Genomic DNA, 25,611 nt, shown 5'->3' with positions numbered 1-25,611 from the left:
TGCATTGCTATCATTGCACTCAGCAATTCCGGGCAAGGTGCAATCAGATGGCCAGCATCACGATCCGCAACCTTGATGACGAGGTCAAGGACCTGCTGCGCCGACTGGCGGCGGAGAATGGCCGGTCGATGGAAGACCAAGCGCGGGCGATGATCCGCGCAGCGGTCGAAGGTCAGTTCGGTTCGGCCGGTCGCATCGACCAGATCGAGAAAACACTGCGCGAACTGACGAGTTCGCACAGTCCAGCAACGCCGGTGGTCGCCGTCTCCAGTCCGCGAGGCATCCTCTCCGGCAAGCGCATCCTGCTGATCATCGGCGGCGGCATCGCCGCCTACAAGGCGCTCGACCTGATCCGCCGGCTGCGCGAGCGCGGTGCGGCAGTGCGGGTGGTGATGACCGCGGCGGCGCAGGAGTTCGTCACTACGCTGTCGGCCGGGGCGCTGTCCGCCGACCATGTTTTCACCGAACTGTTCGATCGGCAGGACGAGCACGATGTCGGCCATATCAGACTGTCGCGCGAGGCCGACCTTGTGGTCGTGGCGCCGGCCACCGCCGACCTTATGGCAAAGCTCGCCAACGGCCACGCCAACGACCTTGCGTCGACCGTGCTCATCGCAACCGACAAGCGAGTTTTGATGGCGCCGGCGATGAACCCGAAAATGTGGGCGCATCCGGCGGCCCGCCGCAACCGTGCGACGCTGAGCAAGGACGGCGTCGCATTCGTCGGCCCGGCGAAAGGCGAGATGGCCGAGAGCAACGAGGTGGGCGAGGGCCGGATGGCCGAGCCGCTGGAGATCGTCGCCGCGATCGAGGCGCTGCTCGACAGCCGGCCAAAGCCGCTGGCGGGCAGGAAAATCATCGTCACTTCCGGGCCGACGCATGAACCGATCGACCCGGTCCGCTACATCGCCAACCGCTCGTCGGGCAAGCAGGGCCACGCCATCGCGGCGGCGCTGGCCAGGCTCGGCGCCGATGTGCGTCTCGTCTCCGGCCCGGTCGGCATTGCCGATCCGGCCGGCGTCGCCACGCTGCACGTCGAAACGGCCGTCGAGATGAAGGACGCCGTCGAGCAGCTGCTGCCGGCCGACGCGGCAGTGTTCGTCGCGGCTGTCGCCGACTGGCGCACTCAAAGTTCGGCCGGGGAAAAGATCAAGAAGATGGCGGGCGAGGGGCCGCCCGCGCTGCAGATGGTGGAAAATCCCGATATTCTTGCCGGTGTCGGGCACCACAAAAAGCGGCCGATGCTGGTGGTCGGTTTCGCTGCGGAGACGCAGGATCTGGTCAGGAATGCCGAGGCCAAGCTCGCAAAAAAGGGCGCCGATCTTATCGTCGCCAATGATGTCTCGCATGAAGATGGTTCTCCGGGCGTGATGGGCGGCGACCGCAACAAGGTGCGGATCGTCTCGAAGGCCGGCGTCGAGGAATGGCCGGAGATGAGCAAGGACGAGGTGGCGACGCGGCTCGCGGCACTAATCGCCGACCGGCTGAAGACGGTCGTCGTCTAGTCAATCTCCCCCACGGAGATTGACAGCTTCGCCGGCGGCGCCCCCGAAATCCGCAAGGCGGCAATGCATCCCAGGATTCCGAGCGGGATAAACACGAGGAACAGCCAGGCGGCGACGTTCGCCGCGGCCTCGCGGTTCAGGCCTTCGGAAAAGCCGCTGGCGTTGGCGACGATGCCGGTCAGTGCCGCACCCACGGCATAGCCGATGCGCTGCATGGTCGGCACGGCGGCCGAGGCGATCGTCTGCTCGCCTTCCTTGGCCGATGCCACGATGACACGCGTGACGAACGGCCAGGCTATGCCGAAGCCGCCGCCTTGCAACAAAGCACAAAACAGGATCAGCGGGATCGAGCCGGCCGGCACCGTATAGGCGAAACCGGCGACGCCCGTGGCGATCATCAGCGCCCCGCCGACGATGATCAGCCGCTGGCGCTCCGGTGGCGCATTGGCGACGAGGATCGACAGGATCGACCAGGCGATCGATTCGGCGGCGATGATGTAGCCGGTGGTCAGGATCGGAATGCCGTGCAGGCTGGTCAGAAGCAGTGGTCCGTAGACCGCGAACGAGCAGGTCGCCACCGAAAACGCCGCGACCATGGTCATGCCCGCGCCGACCGGCGAGCGCCATGAGAACAGCCGCGACGGGAACAGGCGCGAGCGCGGCTTCAGTGCGTCGATATAGATAAACAGCGCCAGGCCGATCAGGCCGAGGGTGAGCAGCAGCGACGAGCGCAGCAGGGCGATGTCGACGCCGGCAGTGGCAATCAGCACGACGCTGACGGCGAGGCAGCCAAGTGCCGCAAAGGGGAAGGGCGGCGCCGAGCCGCCCGTCGCCTGCGGCTTCGTTGCTTCAGGCGTATCGAGCACAAGGAAGCTTGCCAGCGCCATGGCCGTGCCTCCGAGGGTAAAGACGCCGAAGGCCCAGCGCCAGGACAGCAATTCGGTCATGACCGCGCCGAGCACCGGCCCGCTGAAGGCGGCGACACCCCAGATCGCCGACATGACGCCGAAAAGCTGCGGCCAGATCGCGCGGGCAAACAGCCGCTCGACCGAGACGAAGGCGAGCGACACCAGCGCGCCGCCACCGAGCCCTTCGATCAGGCGGCCGCAGAGGAACAGCGGCATCGAAGGCGCGGTGGCGCAGACCAGCGCGCCGGCGGCATAGAGCATTGCGGCGACCATCATGTTGGTACGCAGCGCGACATAGCTCACCAGCCGTCCGGCGGCCGCACCGGCAACGATGGCGCCGAGCTCGTAGATCGCCAGCGACCAGCCGACCAGTTGCACGCCGGCAAGTTCGCCGACCATGGCTGGCATGACCGTTGCTACCATGGTTTCGTTGGTGGCGTGCAGCAGGATGCCGAGGCCGATAAAGCAGAAGCGCGCCAGGTCGCCGCTCGCCCACAGCGCGCGCCAGTCGACCCTGTTTGTGCTTGTCTTGGTCATCCGGTCCCCCGAGCTTCCCTAGACGCTGGTCTAAAATATTGGAGCGCTCTTCGTCTCCAAATGGGCACGCGGCGCTTCGGGGACGGCTTGTAAAACCTCAACCGCAGTTGAGTTCAAGCGGTTTTTCCGGTGTGCTGAGATGATGATGCAGGCGGGAAGCCAGGGTGATCGTGCATCTCGGCTCCACGATCAACCCGCTCTGCGGCGCAACTGATACTGGCTGACGCCGATTGCGATGTTCACGCCGTTCTACCAATCGATTTAGCAGCACCTCAACCGACGTATATCCCAGATACTGGTTGCCAGCTTCCGCAAATATGGTTAATATATTAGCAAGAAGAAATATTCCCGCTTACAGTCGTACTGGAGCACGACAATGGGCGCTGCCGATTTGCGCAGGCCAAGTATTGCGGCGATTCTGTGCGCCGCAGAGGGCCCTTCATCCGAAAGAGTCTTGTCACCCGAAAGAGTCTTGGGAGGCCCGGCGGCTTAAAGCCGTTGCTGGCGGCCTCATAACTTCCGCATCCCCCACAGCATAATCGATCGAGCCGAATCGAGGGCTTTGTTGCGCCCTCATGCTGCCGACCAGTGCCAGAGATGGCCTGCGCAGCACACTCTAGCTCTGGCAAAATCGGAGGAGAACATGATTATTGGATGTAGATGTAGTGGTTTAAAGGTGGCCGCGGCTGCGGCTTTCATGGGTGGGGCACTGTTGCTTGGAACAGGCGGAGCGCTAGCGCAGACCTGTCCCGGCGTATCGCAGACACAGTGCGAAGACTTCTGCGCCGCCGGGGGATCCACGGTGGCGTCTTGCACGAAGACCGGCGCCACTCCCGACTGCGTATGCACGGAGACAAAGAAGGATGTGAATGGCAATGCATTCGGCACGGCAACGCAGGATACGGCTGAAGGCCAAGGCAACATTGGCAACAAGACCGAGACGGCCTGCGAGGGTAATCCCGGCCACTGCAAGTAGTAATATCCGAAATTTTCGAATAAACATCTATGTATTTGGCTGTTGACGGGTTTATTCTATAGGTTTGTAGAATTTCTCTGCGGCACTGCCAAGTGCAGATTAAAGAGCTGGAAGGGATTACCTTTCCCTTCCGGCTCAGAGGTGGTCAGAACATGATGCGCAGCGTTTTGTTCGTTACGGTAATCCTCGGCGCGGCGGTAACGCCCGGGAGTTCCATGGGACCGACACCATCGGCGACTTCCGGCCAGGTTCTGTCGGCCTTCAATCAGCTCTCAGCTCTCCTCGAGCCGTCCTCCATCCGGCCCGATACCCCCGCCTATCGCACGCAAGCTGTGGAGCGCGGCGATATCGTCACAACGGTGCAGGCGGCTGGCACGCTGAACGCGCTAGTTATGGTGGAAGTCGGTTCTCAGCTCTCGGGTCGGGTGAAGGAACTCTATGTCGACTTCAACTCCAAGGTCACCAAAGGCCAGGTGATAGCCCGGGTTGAGCCGGAGATTTACGAAGCGAGAGTAGCGCAAGCCCTTGCCGAACGGGAGATGGCGCAAACGCAGGTTTCGGTACATCGGGCGCAGATCGAGCGGGCCAGGGCAGAGATGGAGACCGCCGAGGCCAGATATGATTCTGCAGCCGCACAGACTACACGCGCCGAAATCGCGCTCGATGGTGCGGCGCAGGAAGTGAACCGCAAACGTTCCCTGGCTAAACAGAAGATCATCGCGGTGGGAGAATGGGAGCGGGAGAATACCGCACACAATTCTGCCAAGGCGCAGGCGACTGCCGCCCAGGCCGAGGAACTGTCGCAATCGGCAGTCGTTCGAGCCGCCAAGGCGACCCTCAACATGGCAGAAGCGGAGCTCGCCAACACGCTTGCCCAGGTGAAGCAGAAGGAAGCGGTGCTTCAGCAGGCCCAAATTGATCTTGACCGCACCTATGTACGCGCGCCGGTCACCGGCACAGTGGTCAATCGCGCCGTCAGTGGCGGTCAGACCCTGGCGGCTAGCCTGCAGACCCCGATACTGTTCACCATAGCTCAAGACCTGACTGAGATGCAGGTGGAAGCTTCTGTGGTGGAAGCCGACATTAGCCGTTTTGCGCTCGGGCAGCCGGTTACTTTCACTGCCGATGCCTATCCCGACCGAATTTTCACCGGCACGGTAAAACAGATACGCAAGGCACCGCAGGTCGTTCAAAACGTCGTCACATACATAGTGGTGGTCGGTACGCAAAATTCCGATGAGCTGCTGTTACCCGGCATGACCGCCAATCTGAGCGTGGTAATGGCTAAGCGACAGGGGGTCTTGAAAGTGCCCAATGCGGCCCTGCGTTTTCGGCCGCCGAGTGATACCGGGGACGAGGCGCGATCGATCGCGCCGGCCATTGCCAAAACGGGCGTAGAGGCGGGAAGCCCGGGCGAGGTATTTGTATTTGGGCCAGACCGCGAGCCGAAGCTTGTCTCGCTCCGGCTTGGAATCACCGACGGTCGTGCAACAGAGGTGCTGGCAGGCGACCTGACTGAGGGGCAGCAGGTCATTACGGGGCTTGCTACTACTCCGCGTCGGGACGATGACGCGTCTTCCGTCCTGGTCAAGTTCCGGTTGTGGTGAGGTCAGGTATCCATGGCTCTGATTGACGTCGACCGGCTGCGCCATTGCTACCGTGTTGGCGGAGAGCCGGTGTGGGCGCTCGAAGGGGTGAGCATGACGATTCAACGAGGCGAATTCGTCGCGGTGATCGGATCTTCAGGATCGGGCAAGTCTACCTTCATGAACATACTGGGCTGCCTCGACAGTCCGAGTGAAGGCCGTTATCGGCTGAACGGGGTAGACGTCGGTGGACTCCATCACGATGAGCTCGCTGCGATCCGCAATCGCAACATCGGTTTCGTGTTTCAGTCGTTCAATCTGCTGCCGCGGGCCAGCGCACTAGAAAATGTGGAACTGCCGCTTGTCTATCGCCGCATGTGGGCTGGTGAGCGGCGGCGCGCAGCGCTGGCGATGCTGGCCAAGGTAGGGCTCGCCGATCGAGCCAGACATACTCCTGCCGAACTCTCGGGCGGACAACAGCAGCGCGTTGCCATTGCCCGCGCCCTGGTGACGGAGCCTTTACTGTTACTGGCCGATGAACCCACTGGTGCGCTCGACAGCCAGACAGGGCTGGAGATCATGGCAATTTTCCGCCGACTCAATGGAGAGGGCCTGACGATTGTGCTGGTCACCCATGAGGCTGAGATAGCTGCCCATACGGATCGCATTGTAGCCTTTCGAGACGGCCGCGTTCTGTCAGACACCCCTGTCATACAGCAGGTCCGACCTTTGGATGACACTCGCCGTCTAGCGCTGGCGTACAACAATGTCCGGTAGCACAAGAACCGCCCTGCGATCATTACGCTCCCATCATATGCGCAGCGCGCTCACCATGTTGGGCATCATCATCGGTGTGGCCGCTGTCGTGGTGATGATCGCGATCGGGGTTGGTGCGCGCGAACGGATCACTGCGCAGATCCGCAGCCTCGGCGCCAACCTCATCAGCGTCAGTCCGGGCAGTGCGAAGATGGGCAGCGTCCGGCTTGGGGCCGGTGGCGCGCCGCGGCTGAGTGAAGAGGACGCGGCGGCGATCGGAATGGAAATCCCCGGCGTCGTGGTGGCGGCGCCACTCCTCTACGCCCGTGAGCAGTTCACGATCGGCTCCGCCAATTGGCAAGGCGTGCTTCGCGGCGTGACGCCGGAATATTTCTCAGCGCGCGAGTGGAGGGTTATTGCCGGGCAGGAGATGACCTCGGAGGACAACAACCGCGTCGCCAACGTGGTGCTCCTCGGAACGACGATGCGGGAGAAGTTGTTCGGAAAAGCCGATCCGCTGGGCGCCGCGATCCGCATCCGCGACGTGCCGTTCACGGTGATCGGACTGCTGGAGCGGAAGGGCCAGAGCGTGTGGGGCGATGATCAGGACGATGTGGCACTTGTGCCGCTGAGGACGGCGCGACGTCAGTTCATTGGCACGAGCCGTGCCAATCCGACCTTCGTACACAACATCACCGTCAAGTTCGCCGATTGGACCTCGGCCGAGGGCACGATGGCAGCGATCCGCCAACTCCTGTGGCAGCGTCACCGGTTGCGGACAGGTCAGGAAGACAGCTTCATGGTGAGCAACCTCGCCGAAGCTGCGAATGCCGAAGGTTCGACCACACGCGTGGTGTCGCTGCTGCTTTCGGCGGTGGCCTCAATTTCGCTGGTCGTGGGCGGGATCGGCATCATGAACATCATGCTGGCGACGGTGACGGAGCGGGTCCGCGAGATCGGACTGCGGCTTGCGGTGGGCGCGCGACGGCGAGATATCCTTGCCCAGTTTCTCGTTGAGGCAGCAACGCTTGCCCTGCTCGGGGGTATTCTAGGTGCTGGTATTGGGATTGTTGCTGCAATCGCCGTTGGGTCTATCGCTCAATGGCCGGTGATCATCGATCTCAGCGCCGTCCTGCTGGCTATCGGCTTTGCCGCGGCTGTAGGCGTCTTTTTCGGCTACTATCCCGCCCGCAAGGCCGCAAGCCTACAGCCGATCGAAGCGCTGCGCGCAGAATGAGTTTGGCGCCACCGCGCGATCATCGGTCAATTTCGAAGCCGCAAGGCGCCCAATCAAAAGGCTGCCACGCGCCGGCGACTACGCGGCGCGGAACCGTCCTATCCCGGCGCATGATGAAAGGCCACGGGCCGTATTTGCCAGAGGCCGCTATTTGAACGAATGGATCAGGTCCAGCGAAGTGACGGCGACCGCCAGGTTGACGCCGGTCTGTGCCTGGACACTGAGCGGCTGCAGCGAAAAGGCGCTGTCGAGGCCGCCGACCAGGAGATTGGCGCCGCCACCGGTGACCACGCTGGCCTCGGCGTTCACGCCATAATAGCTGCCGGCAAGGTCGCCTTCATCGTGGTTGCGGGTCGCCGCCAGAACCGCCCATACCAGTTGGCCCTGATGCGTCCGGCCGACATCGACGCCGAGCTTGGAAATCACCCCGGTATAGACTTCAGAGGGGCCGCCACGATGCGGACGAAAGACACAGGAAACACCCTTGTTGGAGGTGACGAGATAGGCCGTGCCGCCGTCGATGGTGCAGTCGAGCACGCCGAGCTGGAGCTTGCTGGCGCTGGCGGGAGCGGCAACGACGGTCGTGGCGAGAGCAGCGGCACAAGCGAGTTTCTTGATCATGGCAGGGTCCTTTCGAAATTGCCTTGTACAAACGGCTGAGCACGCCGAGCGTTCCGCCGAAAACTTGGCGCCAGCAAGGCGAAGCTAAACGCAGGGTTGTCGGAGTGCGGAAACGGAGGCCCGATTAACCGGCCGCTCAGCCGGCACTGGTGCGGGCCAGGCCGTCCTTGGCCGGCTGGTAGGTCGGATTGAGGTGCACGGCCTCGCGGTAGGATTTCGCGGCCCTGACCTTGTCGCCGCGCCGCTCGTAGATCAACGCCTGGTTGGACCAGGCCTCGGCATTCTTGCCGTCGAGCTTGATGGCCATGTTGAAGTCTGCGAAGGCATTGTCCTCGTCGTTCATGGCAAGGTAGGAGAGGCCGCGCCCGTTGTAAGGCTCGGAGGCATCCGGCGCCAGCGAAATGGCGGTCGAGAAATCCTCGATGGCAAAGGCGTGCTGGCCCTGACTTTGGTAGATCAGGCCGCGATTGTGATAGGCGCGCGCATCGGTCGTGTCGAGCTGGATGGCCTTCTGGAAATCGTTGAAGGCTTCCTGGACCCGGCCCGCTCTGCGGTTGAGATTGCCGCGGCCGATATAGGCGGCGTCATAGTTGGAATTGATCTGGATCGAGCGGTTGTAGTCGGCGAGCGCGCTCGCCTGATCGCCGAGGAAGCGCTGGATGAGCGCACGGTTCGAATAGGCCTGGTAAAAATTCGGATTGAGCTGGATGGCGGTGTTGAAGTCCTTCAGCGCCGCCTGGTACTGGCCGCCGCGGCCATAGGCCGACCCGCGCACATTGTAGGCTTCCGGATCCTGGGGGTTGCGCTGGATCACCGCCGACAGCGAGGAGATGTTCTCGCTCGAGGCTTGCGCCTTGTCGATGTTGTTGAACTCGCCTGTCGGAACGCTCTGGCAGCTGGCAAGCGCCATCCCGGAAAGCAGGGCTGCCGTCAGGGCGAGGCCGCGCCACGCGGTTCTGCGCTCTACGGTGATTGCGTCCATGTCTGCCCTGTCCTTACTGCGCCGTCTGGTCCGTTCCCCCTCCGAACCGGCATCTCTCCCAACCGGTCCTCTCGGACCGGGTCGAACTCACAACAAAAAGGTGGCGGCGATTCCGCATCGCGCCACCTTGGATATCCTTGGAAAAGGACGAAAAATTGACGTCAGAACCGCGGCGGACGCGGAGCACCGGCACCGGCAGCACCGGCCGCGACCGGACGCGGCGTCATCGGCAGCAGGCCTTCGCGCTGGGCGCGCTTGCGGGCCAGCTTGCGGGCACGGCGCACGGCTTCCGCCTTTTCACGGGCGCGCTTCTCGGAGGGCTTCTCGTAATGTCCGCGCATCTTCATTTCGCGGAAGATGCCTTCGCGCTGCATCTTTTTCTTGAGCGCGCGAAGCGCCTGATCAACATTGTTGTCGCGGACGAGTACCTGCACGTGCAATCCTGTCTTTCGGGTTTGAAATCAACAGGCAAGCGGCCACAGCCGCAAGCCTCCGCGGCGCGTTACACCACGAATTGGGGCGGCTGATAGCAGAATCAAGGGGCGCTGTCCACAGCCGATTGAGAGACGGTGCCGATCCCGAAACGAAAAACCCGCCTCGGCGGGGGTCGTTGGTGTGAATCAGCACCGTATCGAGATTAGTAGCATAGCTGCCGGCACAAAGCAAGAACAAAATTCGCCTCGGCCCAGATAGGCGCCGCTACGCCGTGGCCAGGTGGAGCTGCTCGAAACCCTCGAAGAACTCGCCGTAGTCGCAGGTTATTTCCTCGCCGGCGGCGATGTCGCGGGTCGCGGTGGCGCCGCCATATTGCGAAAAGTCGGTGTTCGGTTTGTCGGCGTGGTTCATGAAGCGGCCATTGTCGACCTCATAGACCATGAAGCCCGGCCGGTCCGGACTGGGATAGGCATATCTGTCGAGCAATTCCTTGAGGTGCGGCGGCGCCGTCTCGTATCTTTCCATCGGGATCAGCCGGTCGAAGTCCGGATCGAGCCGCCAGATCTGCGCCCCTTTCCGGATCGGCTCGGCGGCGAACACGCCGACGCCTTCGATTGCGCTTGCAGCGATATAGGTCCTGATCAGCAGCATGTTTCCAACCCGTTTTCGAGGAGAAGACGGAATCGTCAAATCGCCGGAAAAAGCAAGGCCGGTTTTTCCGGCATTGCGGCTGGCAGGCCCACGCCAACCGCGAAACGCTTCACGTGCGGGTGATCGAGACACCGCCGTCGGCGAACAGTGCCGTGCCGGTGGTGAAGCTCGATGCATCGGAAGCCAGGTAAAGCGCCGAGCGGGCGATCTCCTCTGGCTCGGCGACGCGCTTCAAGGCATGCAGGTTTTCGACGAACGCTCGCGATTCAGGTGTGTTGAATGTCGCCGAAGGCGTGTCGGTGCCGCCGGGCAGCAGCGCGTTGACCCGAACGCCTTTGGCGCCATATTCGGCGGCCAGCACCTGCGTCAATCCGATCAGTCCGGCCTTGCTCGCGGCATAGCTGGTCATGCCGGGCATGCCGATGGTGTGGCCGACGAAAGTGCAGGTGAAGATCAGCGATCCGCCGCCGCGTTCGACCATCGCCGGCACCTGATATTTCGCGCCGAGGAATGCGCTGGTCAGGTTGGTGTCCAACGTCTCTCGCCAGCCCTCCAGCGAGAGGTCGGAAATCGGACCCATCTCGCCGACCGAGCCGGCATTGTTGAAGGCGATATCCAGCCCGCCGAAGTTCTCGACCGCCACCTCGACAAGAGCTTTTGCATGGGCTTCGTCGCGAACATCGCCGGCAAGCGCAATGGCCGTCCCGCCGGCGTCCGCGATTTCGGCAACGAGCGCATCGAGTTCGGCCTGGCGGCGGGCAGCGACGACCACCCTGGCGCCTTGCTCGGCAAAGAGCTTTGCCGTGGCGCGGCCGATGCCGGAACTGGCGCCGGTGACGATGGCGACTTTGTTGGTGAGTGTGAACATTTTCTGCATCCTTTTTTCGCGCCGGTTCTGGCCGGCAATTGGATGCTTGGTCGCAAATCGGGGCGGTGCGGACCACCCGATACTTGCGCAGGCATCTGCGAAGATTTCTTGACGCCGGAGGGGCAGAGGGCTACCAAGTCACCATTCAACCTTGCGGGTGGACGCGCCACCCATTCCAATGACCCCCCAAGACATAATGAGCAGGTTGTTGGCCCCCGGCTTCGAGGGCGACAGCGAGTTGACGTCCGCCCTTCAATCGGAATTTGGCAAAGGCTTTCCGATAGAAAATCTCCGGCCGCTGCTGACGTCCGGCAACCTTCATACCCAAGCCGCCGCCGCTTTCTTGGTGGCCGAAGCCAGTCCCAAAACAAGCTACAAGATGAATCGCGTTGTCGCGGAAATAGCCGATCTGCTCGACAGCGAATCTTCGGGCATCCGGTGCGACGCGATCGAGGCGCTTCTAGGGTGCACCACGCCTGCGGACGGCACCATTCTCGGCCGCGTGATGCTGCGGCTGGATGACGAACATGCCGGCGTTCGGTGGAGGGTCGTCCAATTCATCTGCCTTGCACAGCGCTGGCAGCTAAGGCTTGCGGTGGAAAATGCCGCCGCGCTTCGTCTGGACTCAGCTTTCACGACACTGGTCGACGCCTATGGTCACTATGTCATGCCGAGTTCCAAGGACCTGCCACGGTTACTCGAACATCCGGATGCGGTTTTGCGGCGCTTTGCGGCGGCAGTGGCGATCAGGCCACGCGAGGTGATCGTCGAGCGCTTCGTTGCCATGGCGGAGCAGTCGAACGACGCGGAAGTTCGCAAAATCGCGACCGATTGCCGTGAGGGTTATTTGCGATCGATCTATGCAATCGGGCCGTGCATCGTGAAGCGTGCTCCGGCTGACCCAACGAAAAGCGAAGCTCAGAACAGCGACCAGTGAAAGCACGGCGCAAACGGCAAGCGCCGTCGCAAACGGTGCAAGGCCACTATTGCCTAAGCAGCCAGCCGAGCCGATCGAGCGAAAATGCGTAGCTGACGGCGATCAGCAGGGCGACGGCCATGCCGGCCGTCGTGTAGCCGGCCAGGTGGAATCCGGCAGCGCCGCCGAACAGGATGACGAGTTCGAGCACCAGCCGCAAACCGCCCGGCACCGGAACCGGTGCCCGCCCCGAGCGGCTCGGATCGTTCGGCACCGCGAAGACTCCCCAGAGCGCGGCCGCAACGAACGGCAATGCCACGGCAAGGATCCAACTCCACATGCCCGCTGCGAGGCTCCAGCCCGCCATGCCGAGGCCGAGCAAAGCGGCGAGCTCCAGCAAGAAGCGCAATGTCAGGTTCCACCAGACGTTACCCACCGCCATAATCCTCCGATCGTCAGGCGACGGATAGCGGTGGAAGGCAATTGCATCAACCTGTTCGGATGCGGCTTTTTCACCACGGCGCAAAACGGCAAGCGCCGTCGCAAACAGTGCAAGGCTGGCAGCGCCGTTTCGCTAGTGATACAGCTCGCGCGCCGGCGTTCGAGTGAATGCCCGGCCGTCATTTGCGAGGCCTGCGACGTTGAAGAAATACTCGGTATTCGCCATCGCCCGCGAGGCCATGCGCGGTCACAAGGGCTGGGAGGAACAATGGTCCTCACCGGAGCCGAAGAAGGAGTACGACGTCATCATCGTCGGCGCCGGTGGCCACGGCCTGGCCACCGCCTATTATCTCGCCACCGTGCACGGCGTCACCAACGTCGCGGTATTGGAAAAAGGCTGGCTCGGCGGCGGCAATACCGGCCGCAACACCACCATCATCCGTTCCAATTATCTCTATGACGAAAGCGCCGGCATCTACGACCATGCGCTGAAGCTGTGGGACGGGCTCAGCCAGGAACTCAACTACAACGTCATGTATTCGCCGCGCGGCGTCATGATGCTCGCCCACAACATCCACGACATCCAGGTCCTGAAGCGGCACGTCCATGCCAATCGGCTGAACGGCATAAACAATGAATGGCTGACGCCGGAGCAGGCCAAGGAATTCTGTCCGCCGCTCAACATTTCGCGCGATGCGCGCTATCCGGTGATGGGTGCAGCGCTCCAGCGCCGCGGCGGCACGGCGCGTCACGATGCGGTCGCCTGGGGCTATGCGCGCGGCGCCTCGGCGCGCGGCGTCCACATCATCCAGAATTGCGAGGTCACCGGCGTCAAACGGGCGCCGAACGGCGCGGTCACCGGCGTCGAGACGACGCGCGGCTTCATCGGCGCCAGGAAGGTCGGCGTGGTCGCCGCCGGCCATTCCTCGGTGATCATGAACATGGCCGGCGTGCGTATGCCGCTGGAAAGCTATCCGCTGCAGGCGCTGGTATCGGAGCCGGTCAAGCCGGTGGTGCCTTGCGTGGTGATGTCGAACACGGTGCATGCCTATATCTCGCAGTCCGACAAGGGCGAGCTCGTCATCGGCGCCGGCACCGACCAATATGTCTCCTATTCGCAGACCGGCGGGCTGCACATATTACAGCATACGCTCGACGCGATCTGCGAGATGTTCCCGATCTTCACGCGCATGAAGATGCTGCGCTCATGGGGCGGCATCGTCGACGTGACGCCTGACCGTTCGCCGATCCTGGCCAAGACGCCGGTGCCCGGCCTGTATGTCAATTGCGGCTGGGGCACGGGCGGTTTCAAGGCGACGCCGGGTTCGGGCCATGTCTTTGCCCATACGATCGCCAGGGACGATCCGCACCCGATCAACGCGCCCTTCACCATCGAGCGCTTCCGCACCGGCCGCCTCATCGACGAGGCGGCGGCGGCGGCGGTGGCGCACTGATGATGACGGAGATGGCCGTCGCCATGCCGCTGATGCTCGCCGGCGAGCAAGGCCTGTTCCATATCCCCACGCCAGAGGAGGTGCGCCTGCAGCCCATCAGCCGCGCCGGCAATGAAGCGGATTGGCCGTTTTCCGTCGACGAGGGTGTACTCGCCTGCGCCTGGAGCGCCGGTCAGAGAGTGGTCACCTTCATGGAGAACCGGCCAGCCGATCTCGAGGAAGGCGAAAAATTCGAGCGGCGCTACGTCATCGTGACGACCGAACCGATGACGCTTTCGGTCGGCAATATGGTGTATCGCGACCTTTTCCGCCCGGTAGCCAGCATCGAGGAGCGCATCCAGCTGGTCGCCCCCTTCGTGACGATGGGCCAGAGGCTTTGCGACCAACCTGCCGGCGCTCGCGTCGGCCACGGCGAACTGTAGGACCAACCATGCTTCTCATCCGCTGCCCCTATTGCGAGGAAGAGCGTCCGGAGCTCGAATTCCGCAACGCCGGCGAGGCGCATATCGCGCGTTCCCCAAACATCGCCGGCGAGACTGACGATGACTTCGAAAAGTTCTTCTTCATCCGCTCAAATCCCAAAGGCATCATCTATGAGCGCTGGCGGCACATGCATGGCTGCGCGCGGTTCTTCAATGCCGTGCGCGACACCGTCAGCGACAGGTTCCTGATGACCTACAAGGCTGGCGAACCGAAGCCCACCAAGCTGCCGGGAGCCGCCAAATGAGCGCCACGTTCCGCATTGCCGGCGCCGGGCGGCTCAAACAGGCAAAGATAGCTGGCTTCAGCTTCGACGGCCGCCCCTATACCGGCATCGAGGGCGATACGTTGGCCTCGGCGCTGCTTGCAAACGGCGTCCATCTCGTCGGCCGCTCGTTCAAGTACCACCGGCCGCGCGGCTTGCTGTCGGCCGGCGCCGAAGAGCCGAACGCGCTGGTCGAGATCAAGCGCGACGCGGCACGCAAGACGCCGAACGTCCGAGCTACGGTGCAGGAGCTCTATGACGGGCTGACCGCACAGTCACAGAACCGCTGGCCATCGCTCGCTTTCGACATCGGTGCGGTCAGCAGCATCGCCTCGCCGATGCTTTCGGCCGGCTTCTACTACAAGACCTTCATGTGGCCGAAGGCCGCGTGGAAAAACCTCTACGAGCCCAAGATCCGCGCCGCCGCCGGTCTCGGCGTCGCTCCTGACCAGCCGGATCCAGACCACTATTCGGCGCACTTCGCCCATTGCGAGGTGCTGGTACTTGGCGGCGGTGCCGCGGGCATCGCCGCGGCATTGGCCGCGGCCGAGACCGGCGCGCGCGTTATCCTTGCCGACGAGCAGGCGGAATTCGGCGGCAGTCTGCGCTTCGAGAGCGGCGCGAAGATCGAAGGCCAGGACGGCTTTTCCTGGGCGCAATCGGCTCTCGCCAAGTTGAGCGCGATGGACAATGTCCGCGTGCTGCCGCGTACCACGGCCTTCGGCTATTACGCGCAGAATTTCGTCGGGCTGGTCGAGCGCGTCAGCGACCATCTGCAGAACCCCGGCCGCGACCTGCCGCGCGAGCGGCTGTGGCAGGTTCGCGCCAAACGCGTGGTGCTGGCGACCGGCGCCATCGAGCGCCACATGGTGTTTGCCGACAACGACCGGCCGGGCATCATGCTGGCGTCGGCGGCGCGCACCTATCTCAACCATTACGGCGTCGCGGTCGGCAGGAATCTCGGCGTCTATACGGCGAACGATTCCGCCTATGCGGCGGCGATCGACCTGAAAAAGGCCGGCATCAACGTGGCGGCGATCGTCGACCTGCGCGACAACCCGACCGGGCCGGCGATCGACGAGGCGAGGGCGCTCGGCATCGAGGTCAATTTCGGCCGCGCGGTGATCCGCGCCGGCGGCAAATTGCGGGTGTCGTCGATGACTGTGCAGCCGAAGAATGGCGGCGGCGAGCGCACCGTCCCGGTTGACGCGATTCTGATGTCGGCCGGCTGGACGCCATCGGTGCATCTGTTCTCGCAATCGCGCGGCAAGGTCGCCTTCAATGACGAGACCAAGCGCTTCGTGCCCGGAATTTATGCGCAGGACTGCGTCTCGGTCGGCGCCTGCAACGGTACCGACGGGCTGTCGACGACGATCGACGAGGCCTATGCAGCGGGCGCCAAGGCGGCCAAGGACGCCGGCAGCAGGCCGGCCAAGGGCACCAAGCCGAAGGTCGACGCCGGCGAGAGCTGGTCGCGCGGCATGCTGGGTGCAGCACCCGGTGCCGGATCGGATACGACGGTCAAGGCCTTTGTCGACTTCCAGAACGACGTCACCGCTAAGGACATCCGCCAGGCAGTGCATGAGGGCATGCGCTCGATCGAGCACGTCAAGCGCTTCACCACCAATGGCATGGCGACCGACCAGGGCAAGACCTCCAACATGCACGGCCTGGCGATTGCCGCCGAGACGTTGGGCAAGCCGATCCCGCAGGTCGGGCTGACGACGTTCCGCGCGCCCTATACGCCGGTGACATTCGGCTCGATCGTCGGCCACGCGCGGGGTCCCCTGTTCGACCCGACCCGCAAGACGGCGATCCATCCCTGGGCCGAGCGCCAGGGCGCTGTATTCGAGGATGTCGGCCAATGGAAGCGCGCCTGGTATTTCCCGAAGCCGGGCGAGGACATACATGCCGCCGTCGATCGTGAGTGCGTCACGGTGCGCAAGACAGCCGGCCTGTTTGACGCCTCGACGCTGGGCAAGATCGAGGTGGTCGGGCCGGATGCGGCCAAATTCATGGAACTGCTCTACACCAATCCATGGGAGAAGCTCGAGCCCGGCCGCTGCCGGTACGGCATCATGCTGCGCGAGGACGGCTTCATCTATGACGACGGTGTCGTCGGCAGGCTTGCACCCGACCGTTTCCATGTGACGACGACGACCGGCGGCGCGCCGCGGGTCATGAACCATATGGAAGACTATCTCCAGACCGAGTTCCCGCATCTCAACGTCTGGCTGACCTCGATCACCGAGCAGTGGGCGGTGATTGCCGTGCAGGGACCCAAGTCTCGCGACATCATTGCGCCGCTGGTCGAGGGCATCGACATGTCGGATGAGGCGCTGCCGCATATGTCGGTGCGCGAAGGCAGGATCTGCGGCGTGCCGACAAGGCTGTTTCGCATGTCGTTCAGCGGTGAGCGCGGCTTCGAGGTCAACGTGCCGGCCGATTATGGCGAGGCGGTCTGGGAAGCGCTATGGGCCGAGGGCCAGAAGCACGGAGCCTGTGCCTACGGCACCGAGTCGATGCATGTGCTGCGCGCCGAAAAGGGCTACATCATCGTCGGCCAGGATACCGACGGGACGGTGACGCCGAACGATGCCGGGCTCGACTGGGCCGTCGGCAAGAAGAAGACCGATTTCGTCGGCATTCGCGGCATGGCGCGGCCGGACCTGGTCGCCAAGGGCCGCAAGCAGCTTGTCGGCCTGAAGACCAGGGATCCCAAGGTGGTGCTGGAGGAGGGCGCGCAGATCGTCGCGGACCCGAAGCAGGCAATCCCGATGAAGATGATTGGCCATGTCACCTCGAGCTATTGGTCGCAAAATTGCGGCCGCTCGATCGCGCTGGGGCTGGTCGCCGGCGGCCGCGATCGCACGGGCGAGACGCTCTATGTGCCGATGCCGGACGGGGTGATCGAGGTGGAGGTCACCGGCATGGTGTTCTTCGACGAGAAGGGGGAGCGCCTCAATGGCTAAGGCCGCTTTGAAAACCGACGCCGCCGGACCCTCAGTCGAACGCCGTCCGGCTCTCGCCGGCCAGTCGCTTTCCGCAGCCGGCGTTACACTTGCCGTGCTGCCGCCGGCCGAGCGCATATCGCTGCGCGCGCCGGAAGCCTCGATTGCGGCACTTTCGAAAGCGCTCGGCGTCGTCCTGCCACAAAGGCCGAAAACCTCGGCGGCAAAGGCCGGACGCACGGCCTTGTGGCTCGGGCCGGACGAATGGCTGGTCATCGACGAGAGCGGAAAAGATCCGCTCGCCGACTGCGCCAGCATTTCCGTACTGCATTCGGCGGTCGGCATCTCGCACCGCAACGTCGCCATATCGGTTACCGGTCCGGCTGCCGCGGCGACGATCAATGCCGGCTGCCCGCAGGATCTGTCGCTCGACGCCTTTCCGGTCGGGGCGGCGTCGCGTACCATTCTCGGCAAGGTCGAAATCGTGCTGTTGCGCACGGCGGCCGACGCGTTCCGCGTCGAATGCTGGCGTTCCTTTTCCGATTATGTCTTTACTTTTCTGTCGGAGGCAGCGCGCGACGCGGCAGCATAGGCATGTTCGCCGCGCCCGACCGTTCTGCGACAGCGAGCCGAGGGAGAATGCAAATGCCGCCGAACTCCGCGCCGAAGTCGCCGGTCAAGACGCCGGCCGTGCGCTCTTTCGAAGACGAGCAGCGCACTGGGACGGATATCGAAGAGGAACTCGAGGAAGGCCTCGAGGATACATTCCCGGCCAGCGATCCGGTGTCGATCACCGGAACGGCCATCCCCGGCGCACCGGCAAGACCCGGCAAGCCCAAAAGCGTGGTGGGACAGAAGCGCAAGAAGTGATCTGCGCGGGGTGACAAAAAGCAGGGCTGAGGCCGGCACGATGGGCGGCCGGAAATTGCTGCCGCCCTTTCGTTTCCTCACCGCGTATTGTCGCCGATCGGCTCAGAAGCTGCTTGGCACGATCCACGGGTCGATGCCGATGCCGAGCCTCGGGCCCTTGCTGCCGGCCTTGTGGGCCTTTTCAAGCGATCCGGTCGGCGCGCAATCAAGCTTCGCACCGGTCTTGGTATCGATGCAGGTCACTTCTTGCTTGCCTGACTGATTGCTGTCGGCAAATGCGGCGCCAGAGAGCGCCAGCAGGGCGGCGAGCGTGAGGATTGCCTTCTTCATCGTCGGTCTCCGGTTTCCAGTTATTGGATTCGTACATGTACGGCATCGCGTACAGATACGCCCTGGACTCCCGATGTTCAAGCAAAATCGTACGCGTACGGAGAATTGCCGAACGCTCGGCGCCGCAGCGCAGATAGTTCGGAGAAGATCCTGCAGATCGGGAGGAGCGCCGCTCTTCAGCAGTTGACTGGCGGCGTGAGCGGCGCAATCTCGTGCGCGGCGATGGCTTCGAGCATGATGTCGCCGATCCGTGTGATGAACGTCGTCTGGTCGCCGAACGGGTAGAACGGGAAGGTGATCAGCAGCGAGATGGCGCCGTGGCCGACCGCCCACAGCATGGTGGCGATGGCGCGTGGATCGCCTTTGAGCCTGCCGGCGGCAACGCAGGCTTCGACCCTCGCGATCAGCACTTTCATCGCCGGGTTGCCGCTCTCCATTTCGGCGAAGGTCTTTCCGGCTGGCGGCCTGACTTTTTCGGTCATGAAGACGGTGCGGTATTCGTTGGGATTTTCCAGTCCAAAGGCGGCGTATTCGACAAGCACCGCCTTGAGCGCCTCGATCGGGTCGTCGGCCGTATGATTTGCGATGCGCCTGGCCAAGGTCTCGAAGGCATCCTCGGCTAGCGCGAACAGGATGTCCTGCTTGTCGGCGAAATAGGAATAGACCGACATCGGCGCATAGCCAACGCGCTTGGCGAGTTTGCGGATGGTGAGGCCGTCATAGCCTTCTTCCTGGACAAGCTTGTGTGCGGCGTCGACAAGTTCGGAACGCAGTTCGGCCTTTTGTTTTTCGCGGCGCTCCTGGACGCTTAGCTGCAACTTTCTACTGCCTTATGACTGATGGCTGGATGCAGCATATATACGCTGTACGGCGTCGGGCAAGGGTGGCACGAAGCAGAAGCTTGACTGTCGCATGGCTGGCGATCGCGCTCGGCTTCGCCATGGAAGCTCTCATTCTGACCGTCAGATTTGCGGCAGGTGCCTACCCCGCGACGACGCAGGTTCTGATCGAACTGGCGCAAGGCGTGACCTGGTCGTTCTTCGTCTGTGCCGGCGTCAGCCTCGGCACGGCGCTCACCAAGGTGCGAGCCTCGCTCGGTGGCCTGATCGGTGCGATTTCGGCGCCACTGGCGATGGGCATCGCCAAAGGGAGGCAAAAGGTTATGGTCAGCGCGCTGGACGCGGCGGCAAAGCCAGCCATCCTGTCGCTCACGACGCTCGGTGTGCTGCGTGCGATCGAATACGGGCTGCTCGGCTGGACACTGGCGTCGCTGGCATCGAAGGCGTCCGCTCCATTTCGCGCTGGCAGGCGCCCTGATAGGCGCGGTATTCGGCGGCGGCATCACGGTGCTGACCATTGAGACGGCCGCGGCGAACGACGCTGCTCTCGCACTGCCACAGGCGATCGCAACCGGCCTCAACGAGATCGTGTTCCCAATCGGTTGCTCACTGGTCGTCTACATTGCGCTGCAGGTCAGCCGCCACATGAAGTACGTCGCGGCCGACGCCAAATAGATTTGGCACAGATAGGCTTCTCCGCCTGACGAGAGTCAGACCGCTTCCGGCTGGCGTTCGATCAGCGTCAGCGTCAGCCAGCGCGCGGTCAGCGCCGGTTTTTTCGAGCCCTCGATCTCGATCGTCACGTCGTGCGCCGTCTGCACCCACCCCGACGGCCTGACCTTGACGTCGGCCAGCACGAAACGGGTGCGGATGCGCGAGCCGGTCTTCACCGGCGCCAGGAAGCGCAGCGAATCGAAGCCGTGATTGACGCCCATCTTGCTGTTTTCCAGCGGCGGCATGGTTTCGAAGGTCATCGCCGACAACAGCGAAAGCGACAGGAAGCCATGCGCGATGGTGCCGCCGAACGGCGTTTCGCGGCTGGCGCGTTCCGGATCGCAATGGATGAACTGATGGTCGTCGGTGGCATCGGCGAACTGGTCGATCATGCGCTGGGTGACGACCCGCCATGGCGACACGCCGACTTCGTTGCCGACGTTGGCCAGAAGCACATCGAGACTGATCGGTTCCACGCTGATGTCCTCCATCTTCACCCCCGGCATTTCACTCGCCGGATGGCGTGCGTCTCATTCCTTGAACAATGTCAGCCCGTGTTGCACCGACTGCCCGCCATCGATCGGCAGGATGGCGCCGGTGACATAGCTGCCGGCCCGGCTGCACAAATAGAGCGTTGCGCCGGCAATGTCATCCGGTGCGCCGATGCGGCCGATCGGAACGTGGTTGCCGATATGTCTTGCCTGGTCCTCGGTGCCGGTGGCGAAGGCCGTCATCCGGCTCTGGAAAGGGCCAGGCGCAAAGGCGTTGACGGTGATGCGGCGGGCGGCGAACTCGATTGCCAGGATGCGCGTCAGGTGGTGAACCGCGGCCTTCGAGGCCGAGTAGGAGTAGGCATCTTCGGCCAAAGGCTGCGTGCCCATCACCGATCCGAGGTTGATCACCCGGGCCGGGTCGGCATCGCTGGCGGCGGCCTCGAGCAGAGGCAGCAATTCGCGCGTCAGGTGGAAGACCGCGGTGACGTTGACGCCGAACACCTTGGCCCAGGCATGGTAGGGAAAGCTTTCCAGCGGTGCGCCCCACGAGATGCCGGCATTGTTGACCAGGATATGCAGCCGCTCGGTCCGCGCCCTGACCTCGGCCACAAGCGCCGCAATGCCGGCCTCGCTGGAGACGTCGCCGGCAAAACCTTCCGCCCGGCCGGATGCGCCAAGGCCGTTCAACTCGCCCGCTACCCTGACGCAATCCTCGCTCTTGCGCGAGGCGATCATCACGGTGGCGCCGGCCATGACCAGAGCGGTCGCCGCCATGCGGCCGACGCCGGTCGCGGCGCCGGTGACCAGCGCCGTCTTGCCGGCGACTGAGAACAGCTCGTCCAGATAGCTCATCGAATTCCTCCGCGCAGTTCACTGCGCTTTTGCCTGGTTATCAAGCGAGCGGCGTCGCGTCGACAAGGCTAGCCGAACTACGATTATCCTTGCCACGGCTAAAGTATCCGGACCGAGGCGATGGTGCGCTTTGCGGCTGAAATGGTTAAGCCCCAGCGGCAAGGTGTCCGTTCGGCCGTGACATGGGTCGGATGAATGATGCGGCCATTTCCGTTAGCGAGCACCTTGTAAGCGGTTCATTTCGCACGTGAAGCAAGTCGTCATTACTCCTCCGCCCAAGCCGCAGGCGGGTCTTGAGGAGTTGGGAGGTGGCCGAGCAGTGGGGCGGGACTGACATTCGTATTCGTGGACGGGGACTATGCTTTCGGGGGGAAAGCCATGGGTAAGAAACAACGCACCGTCCTGCTGGCAGCGGTTTTTGCGACTGCCTTTGGCATCTTTTTGCTGATCCTGATCCTGCAGATGATCAGTTTTTTAGTGGACTAGACCGAAGCGAAACGCGTCCCTTTCCGGAGGGGCTCTACCGCAGGCTTTCCAGTTCGCGGATGCGTTTGGCGCCGTCGGCCTCGAGCTGCCTTGTGACGGCGCCGATCAGCGTTTCGGCAACGACGAAAAGTGCGGCGGATGAGTCCCAGGCCGAAGGCACTGCGGTGCGCCCGGCAATGACGTGGCGGGCGAAGCGGGCGATCGGCGACAGCCACTGGTCGGTAAACAGCACGATCTGCACGCCGCGCTGGTTGGCGGTCTCGGCGAAACGGACCAGGCTATCCTGGTAGCGCCTGATGTCGAAGATCACCAGCACGTCGCGCTTGCCCATGTCGATCAGCCGGTCGCGCCAGACGCTTTCCTGGCCGGCGAGATGGAAGACGTTGGGTTTGATGATAGCAAGGTGGGCCGCCATATAGCGCGCCAGCGGGTCGGTGAAGCGGCCACCGATCAGGAATGTCTTGCCGCGCCGGTCGGCCAGCTTGGCGACGATGTCGGCAAGCTGCTTGTCCGAGAGATGCCGGAATGTCTCGCGCATATTGTCGAGCGTCGCCTCCAGCATCGGCGACACGGCGCTGCTGCCCGGCGACGGGGAATTGAGTGTCCGCGAGGCCGGCGACTGCAATTGCGCCGCCAGTTCGTCTTGCAGCGTCGACTGGAATTCCGGATAGTTCTGGAAGCCGAGCCGGGCGACGAAACGCAGGATCGTCGGCGACGACACGCCGGCGGCAGCCGAGAATTCGGCGACCGTCTTCAGCCCGATCAGCGGATAGCTGGCGATCAGCGTTTGTGCTGCGCGCCGCTCGCCTGCCGGCATGGTGCCCATGCGGTCGGAGATCAGTTCGGCAATGCTGGAAACCATGTTTTTCCCCACCCTGGCCGTGCCGTTACCGCATTATCGAAATCGCGTTTGACAAAGCCGGCCAAACTGTATGAAATCATCCGCAGGGACGCAATGAGGCAAAATACGTAACATACGATACAGCGCTCCCCGGGGACAGCAGACAATGGAGACAGCACGGCCCGCCAGCCTTGCATCGCCTGAAACCGTAAGGGTGACGAACCCCGGCGGATCGAGCCCCTTCGTGCTGACCTGCGACCACGCCTCCAATTTCCTGCCACCGGAATTCGGAACGCTCGGCCTTGCCGCCGAGGATCTTTCCCGCCACATCGCCTGGGATCCCGGCGCCTTGCCGGTGGCGCGCCGCATGGCCGAGGCGCTCGATGCGACGCTGGTCGAGACCTGCATCTCGCGGCTCATCATCGACTGCAACCGCCCGCTCGACGCGCCGGACCTGATAGTGACGGTCAGCGCCAGCGAAAAAACCGTGGTCCCGGCCAACCAGGGACTTTCGGCCGACCAGCGGGAGGCGCGCATCGCGCTGGCGTGGCGACCGTTTCACGAGCGGATCGCAACGGTCATCGACGAGCGCCTGGCGGCCGGGCGGGAGACCAGGCTGGTCTCGATCCATTCCTTCACGCCGCTCTACAAAGGCAAAAGCCGGCCCTGGCACATCGGCATCATCCACGACGAGGATCGCCGGCTGGCGGCGCCGCTGATCGCGACACTGAAGCGGCTTGCCGGCGTCAGCGTCGGCGTCAACGAACCCTATTCGCCGGCCGACCGGGTCTATTTCACGCTGGAACGCCATGCGCGCTCGCGCGGGCTGCCCTGCGCAATGATTGAAATCCGCAACGACGAGATCGCCGGCGCGGCCGGGCAGCGGAAATGGGCGGATCTGCTCACCGGTATTTTTCTCAATCTGGAGCCCGAAGCGGCCAAGGCCTCCAGACCAAGCGCAGTCGGAAAGTCAGTTCAATCGGCCAGCTAAGAAACCAAAAGGGGACTTTAAAATGGTAGCACCGGGTTACAGCGAAGTTGACAAGAAGGAGGACCTGAAAGTTCTCCACGGAATGGGCTATGCTCAGGAACTGTCGCGAAGCATGAGCCGCTTCTCGAATTTCGCGATCTCGTTCTCGATCATCTGCATCCTCTCAGGCGGCATCAATTCCTTCGCGCAAGCGACGTCGTCCATCGGTGGCGCGGGCGCTGGTATCGGCTGGATCGTCGGGTGCATGGTTTCGGGATTTTTCGCGCTCGCCATGGCCCAGATCGCCTCTGCATTTCCGACCGCCGGCGGCCTCTATCACTGGGCATCCATCCTAGGGAACCGTTTCACTGGCTGGCTCACCGCATGGCTCAATCTGCTCGGCCTGATCACCGTGCTCGGCGCCATCAACATCGGTACTGCTTTCTTCTTCGTCGGCACTTTCGGCGGAGCCTTCGGCATGACTGGCACGCCTGGTGAGATCGTCGGGTTTGTCGCGTTCATCACCGTGTTGCAGGCGCTGCTCAATCATTTCGGCATCAAATTGACGGCTATGTTGACAGACGCCTCCGGCTTCCTGATCCTGGCAACGACAGCCGTGCTGATCGTCGCCTGCCTGATGTTTGCTCCAGCGATCGACATTACGCGGCTGTGGACGTTCACGAACTATTCGGGCGACGCGGGCGGCGGTGTTTTCCCGCAGTCCGATTCCATGACGTATCTCTTCCTGCTCTGCCTGCTACTGCCGGTTTACACCATCACTGGCTATGACGCGTCGGCGCATACTTCGGAAGAAACGTTGAGGGCGGCGCACTCGGTTCCGCGGGCAATCGTTTCGTCCGTAGTCTGGTCGTCGCTGATCGGCTGGGTGATGCTGTGCGCGATCGTACTGGCGATTCCGGATCTGGCGGCCGGCGCCAAGCAGGGCTGGAGCGTGTTCTTCGCCACGATGGACGCGATCTTGCCGGCGTGGCTGAAGACACTGCTCTATCTGGGCATCCTGATCGCGCAGTTCCTCTGCGGTCTGGCAACGGTCACCTCTGCCTCGCGCATGCTTTTCGCCTTCTCGCGTGACGGCGGCATGCCGGTCGGCTCGGCCTCGCTAGCCAAGGTCAGCCCGACCTGGCGCACGCCGGTCAATGCGATTTGGACGGCTGCTGTGCTCGAGGTCATCTATGTCTTTCTTGCCCAGTTCATCTCGGTCGGCGGCACGAACATCTATACCATCGTCGTCAATTCGACATTGGTGTTCCTGTTTCTGTCCTTCATCATTCCGATCGTGCTCGGCATGATGGCTTTCGGAACGGAAAAATGGCCGAACCCCGGCCCATGGAACCTCGGCGCCGGCCTGTTCAAGCTGTTTTGCATCCTGTCGGTCATCGGCATGGCGATCATCTTCTACATCGCCATCCAGCCGCCGAACGACAAAGTGCTCTATATCACCCTGGGCTTCATTGTGCTGACCGCGGTGCTTTGGTTCGGTTTCGAGAACCGCCGCTTCCAGGGTCCGCCCATCGGCGACCAGATCGCAAAGCGTCAGGCGGCGATCAAGGCAGCCGAGATAGCTGTCGGCGAAGCCGGCGCCTGACCCCCTCTCATGACCATGGCCGGCATTCGCGCCGGCCGTG

At 63.1% G+C, this 25,611-nt stretch carries 27 protein-coding genes; 15 read left to right on the top strand and 12 right to left on the bottom strand.

Translation table 11 applies throughout. The features are described from left to right. The first annotated feature begins 47 nt into the window (after positions 1–47). Positions 48–1,505: a bifunctional phosphopantothenoylcysteine decarboxylase/phosphopantothenate--cysteine ligase CoaBC gene (coaBC, locus tag NKI59_RS06000; protein WP_352702969.1), complete on the top strand. Its 1,458-nt coding sequence runs from the start codon at positions 48–50 to the stop codon at positions 1,503–1,505. Here the strand turns inward: coaBC and NKI59_RS05995 are convergent. After that, positions 1,502–2,950: an MFS transporter gene (locus NKI59_RS05995; RefSeq protein WP_352702968.1), complete on the bottom strand. Its 1,449-nt coding sequence runs from the start codon at positions 2,948–2,950 to the stop codon at positions 1,502–1,504. The genes coaBC and NKI59_RS05995 overlap by 4 nt on opposite strands. Before the next feature lie 1,068 nt (positions 2,951–4,018). Between NKI59_RS05995 and NKI59_RS05990 the strand changes: the two genes are divergently transcribed. Genes NKI59_RS05990 through NKI59_RS05980 form a run of 3 tightly spaced genes read left to right on the top strand, consistent with a single transcriptional unit; the run spans position 4,019 to position 7,505 of the window. Continuing rightward, on the top strand, positions 4,019–5,533 hold the full coding sequence (locus NKI59_RS05990) for an efflux RND transporter periplasmic adaptor subunit (protein WP_352702964.1): 1,515 nt from the start codon (positions 4,019–4,021) through the stop codon (positions 5,531–5,533). 12 nt (positions 5,534–5,545) lie between these two features. Continuing rightward, on the top strand, positions 5,546–6,289 hold the full coding sequence (locus NKI59_RS05985) for an ABC transporter ATP-binding protein (RefSeq protein WP_352454020.1): 744 nt from the start codon (positions 5,546–5,548) through the stop codon (positions 6,287–6,289). A gap of 55 nt (positions 6,290–6,344) precedes the next feature. Next, positions 6,345–7,505 (top strand): ABC transporter permease, encoded by a 1,161-nt coding sequence (locus NKI59_RS05980; protein ID WP_352702962.1) that lies wholly within the window; start codon positions 6,345–6,347, stop codon positions 7,503–7,505. Positions 7,506–7,652: 147 nt separating this feature from the next. On the opposite strand, the gene NKI59_RS05975 is transcribed toward NKI59_RS05980, so the two are convergent. From NKI59_RS05975 to NKI59_RS05955, 5 genes are all read right to left on the bottom strand, one after another. Further along, positions 7,653–8,126 (bottom strand): DUF992 domain-containing protein, encoded by a 474-nt coding sequence (locus NKI59_RS05975; protein ID WP_023675329.1) that lies wholly within the window; start codon positions 8,124–8,126, stop codon positions 7,653–7,655. Positions 8,127–8,262: 136 nt separating this feature from the next. After that, positions 8,263–9,108 carry a tetratricopeptide repeat protein gene (locus NKI59_RS05970; protein ID WP_352616371.1) on the bottom strand — a complete coding sequence of 282 codons (846 nt, stop codon included), beginning with the start codon at positions 9,106–9,108 and terminating at the stop codon, positions 8,263–8,265. 161 nt (positions 9,109–9,269) lie between these two features. Beyond that, entirely contained in the window at positions 9,270–9,542 is a 273-nt protein-coding gene (gene rpsU, locus NKI59_RS05965) for a 30S ribosomal protein S21 (protein WP_023675331.1), read from the bottom strand. Between the two features lie 265 nt (positions 9,543–9,807). Next, positions 9,808–10,194 carry an SET domain-containing protein gene (locus tag NKI59_RS05960; protein WP_352454023.1) on the bottom strand — a complete coding sequence of 129 codons (387 nt, stop codon included), beginning with the start codon at positions 10,192–10,194 and terminating at the stop codon, positions 9,808–9,810. 109 nt (positions 10,195–10,303) lie between these two features. Continuing rightward, a complete protein-coding gene (locus NKI59_RS05955) occupies positions 10,304–11,062 on the bottom strand; it encodes an SDR family oxidoreductase (protein WP_352616367.1) in 759 nt (252 codons plus the stop codon). Positions 11,063–11,270: 208 nt separating this feature from the next. Here NKI59_RS05955 and NKI59_RS05950 point away from each other — a divergent pair, with 208 nt between their 5' ends. Beyond that, complete coding sequence (locus tag NKI59_RS05950) at positions 11,271–11,999, top strand: hypothetical protein (protein ID WP_352702959.1); 729 nt, start codon at positions 11,271–11,273, stop codon at positions 11,997–11,999. 46 nt (positions 12,000–12,045) lie between these two features. Here NKI59_RS05950 and NKI59_RS05945 read toward each other — a convergent pair whose 3' ends face one another. Next, positions 12,046–12,420 carry a YrdB family protein gene (locus NKI59_RS05945; RefSeq protein ID WP_352448265.1) on the bottom strand — a complete coding sequence of 125 codons (375 nt, stop codon included), beginning with the start codon at positions 12,418–12,420 and terminating at the stop codon, positions 12,046–12,048. A 199-nt stretch (positions 12,421–12,619) separates the two neighbouring features. On the opposite strand from NKI59_RS05945, the gene NKI59_RS05940 reads away from it, so the two are divergent. From NKI59_RS05940 to NKI59_RS05915, 6 genes are read left to right on the top strand one after another with little or no spacing between them, the layout of a single operon-like run. Continuing rightward, positions 12,620–13,873 (top strand): sarcosine oxidase subunit beta, encoded by a 1,254-nt coding sequence (locus NKI59_RS05940; RefSeq protein WP_352702957.1) that lies wholly within the window; start codon positions 12,620–12,622, stop codon positions 13,871–13,873. Continuing rightward, entirely contained in the window at positions 13,873–14,295 is a 423-nt protein-coding gene (locus NKI59_RS05935) for a hypothetical protein (RefSeq protein WP_352702955.1), read from the top strand. The genes NKI59_RS05940 and NKI59_RS05935 overlap by 1 nt, the downstream gene beginning before the upstream one ends. Before the next feature lie 8 nt (positions 14,296–14,303). Then, entirely contained in the window at positions 14,304–14,600 is a 297-nt protein-coding gene (locus NKI59_RS05930) for a sarcosine oxidase subunit delta (protein WP_352644114.1), read from the top strand. Further along, positions 14,597–17,590 carry a sarcosine oxidase subunit alpha gene (locus NKI59_RS05925; RefSeq protein WP_352702952.1) on the top strand — a complete coding sequence of 998 codons (2,994 nt, stop codon included), beginning with the start codon at positions 14,597–14,599 and terminating at the stop codon, positions 17,588–17,590. Before NKI59_RS05930 ends, NKI59_RS05925 begins: the two co-directional genes overlap by 4 nt. Then, positions 17,583–18,161: a sarcosine oxidase subunit gamma gene (locus NKI59_RS05920; RefSeq protein WP_023675340.1), complete on the top strand. Its 579-nt coding sequence runs from the start codon at positions 17,583–17,585 to the stop codon at positions 18,159–18,161. Before NKI59_RS05925 ends, NKI59_RS05920 begins: the two co-directional genes overlap by 8 nt. A 53-nt stretch (positions 18,162–18,214) precedes the next feature. Next, positions 18,215–18,439: a hypothetical protein gene (locus NKI59_RS05915; RefSeq protein ID WP_023675341.1), complete on the top strand. Its 225-nt coding sequence runs from the start codon at positions 18,215–18,217 to the stop codon at positions 18,437–18,439. 102 nt (positions 18,440–18,541) lie between these two features. Here the strand turns inward: NKI59_RS05915 and NKI59_RS05910 are convergent, their stop codons facing one another. Both NKI59_RS05910 and NKI59_RS05905 read right to left on the bottom strand, forming a co-directional pair. Continuing rightward, complete coding sequence (locus NKI59_RS05910) at positions 18,542–18,769, bottom strand: DUF680 domain-containing protein (RefSeq protein WP_352702950.1); 228 nt, start codon at positions 18,767–18,769, stop codon at positions 18,542–18,544. Between the two features lie 176 nt (positions 18,770–18,945). Further along, the gene (locus NKI59_RS05905) at positions 18,946–19,587 is read right to left on the bottom strand and encodes a TetR/AcrR family transcriptional regulator (protein WP_023675343.1); all 642 of its coding nucleotides are present in this window, start codon (positions 19,585–19,587) and stop codon (positions 18,946–18,948) included. Between the two features lie 83 nt (positions 19,588–19,670). Between NKI59_RS05905 and NKI59_RS05900 the strand changes: the two genes are divergently transcribed. Then, a complete protein-coding gene (locus NKI59_RS05900) occupies positions 19,671–20,129 on the top strand; it encodes a hypothetical protein (protein ID WP_352702949.1) in 459 nt (152 codons plus the stop codon). Beyond that, complete coding sequence (locus tag NKI59_RS05895) at positions 20,116–20,283, top strand: hypothetical protein (RefSeq protein ID WP_352702947.1); 168 nt, start codon at positions 20,116–20,118, stop codon at positions 20,281–20,283. Before NKI59_RS05900 ends, NKI59_RS05895 begins: the two co-directional genes overlap by 14 nt. 35 nt (positions 20,284–20,318) lie before the next feature. On the opposite strand, the gene NKI59_RS05890 is transcribed toward NKI59_RS05895, so the two are convergent. From NKI59_RS05890 to NKI59_RS05880, 3 genes are all read right to left on the bottom strand, one after another. Beyond that, positions 20,319–20,813, bottom strand: a complete 495-nt coding sequence (locus NKI59_RS05890) for a MaoC family dehydratase (RefSeq protein WP_352703172.1) — start codon at positions 20,811–20,813, stop codon at positions 20,319–20,321. A 39-nt stretch (positions 20,814–20,852) separates the two neighbouring features. Further along, positions 20,853–21,668 (bottom strand): SDR family oxidoreductase, encoded by an 816-nt coding sequence (locus NKI59_RS05885; protein WP_352702945.1) that lies wholly within the window; start codon positions 21,666–21,668, stop codon positions 20,853–20,855. A 520-nt stretch (positions 21,669–22,188) separates the two neighbouring features. Beyond that, positions 22,189–23,016, bottom strand: a complete 828-nt coding sequence (locus tag NKI59_RS05880) for a MurR/RpiR family transcriptional regulator (protein ID WP_352702943.1) — start codon at positions 23,014–23,016, stop codon at positions 22,189–22,191. Between the two features lie 145 nt (positions 23,017–23,161). On the opposite strand from NKI59_RS05880, the gene NKI59_RS05875 reads away from it, so the two are divergent. Beyond that, the gene (locus NKI59_RS05875) at positions 23,162–23,986 is read left to right on the top strand and encodes an N-formylglutamate amidohydrolase (RefSeq protein ID WP_352448256.1); all 825 of its coding nucleotides are present in this window, start codon (positions 23,162–23,164) and stop codon (positions 23,984–23,986) included. Between the two features lie 22 nt (positions 23,987–24,008). After that, positions 24,009–25,571 carry an amino acid permease gene (locus tag NKI59_RS05870; RefSeq protein ID WP_352612946.1) on the top strand — a complete coding sequence of 521 codons (1,563 nt, stop codon included), beginning with the start codon at positions 24,009–24,011 and terminating at the stop codon, positions 25,569–25,571. Positions 25,572–25,611 lie beyond the last annotated feature (40 nt).

It is taken from the genome of Mesorhizobium sp. M0598 (genome assembly GCF_040320865.1).
In the GTDB taxonomy this organism is placed as follows: Bacteria; Pseudomonadota; Alphaproteobacteria; order Rhizobiales; family Rhizobiaceae; genus Mesorhizobium.
The sequence above is the reverse complement of the archived record's forward strand: the minus strand, read 5'-3'. Positions and strand labels throughout refer to the sequence as shown.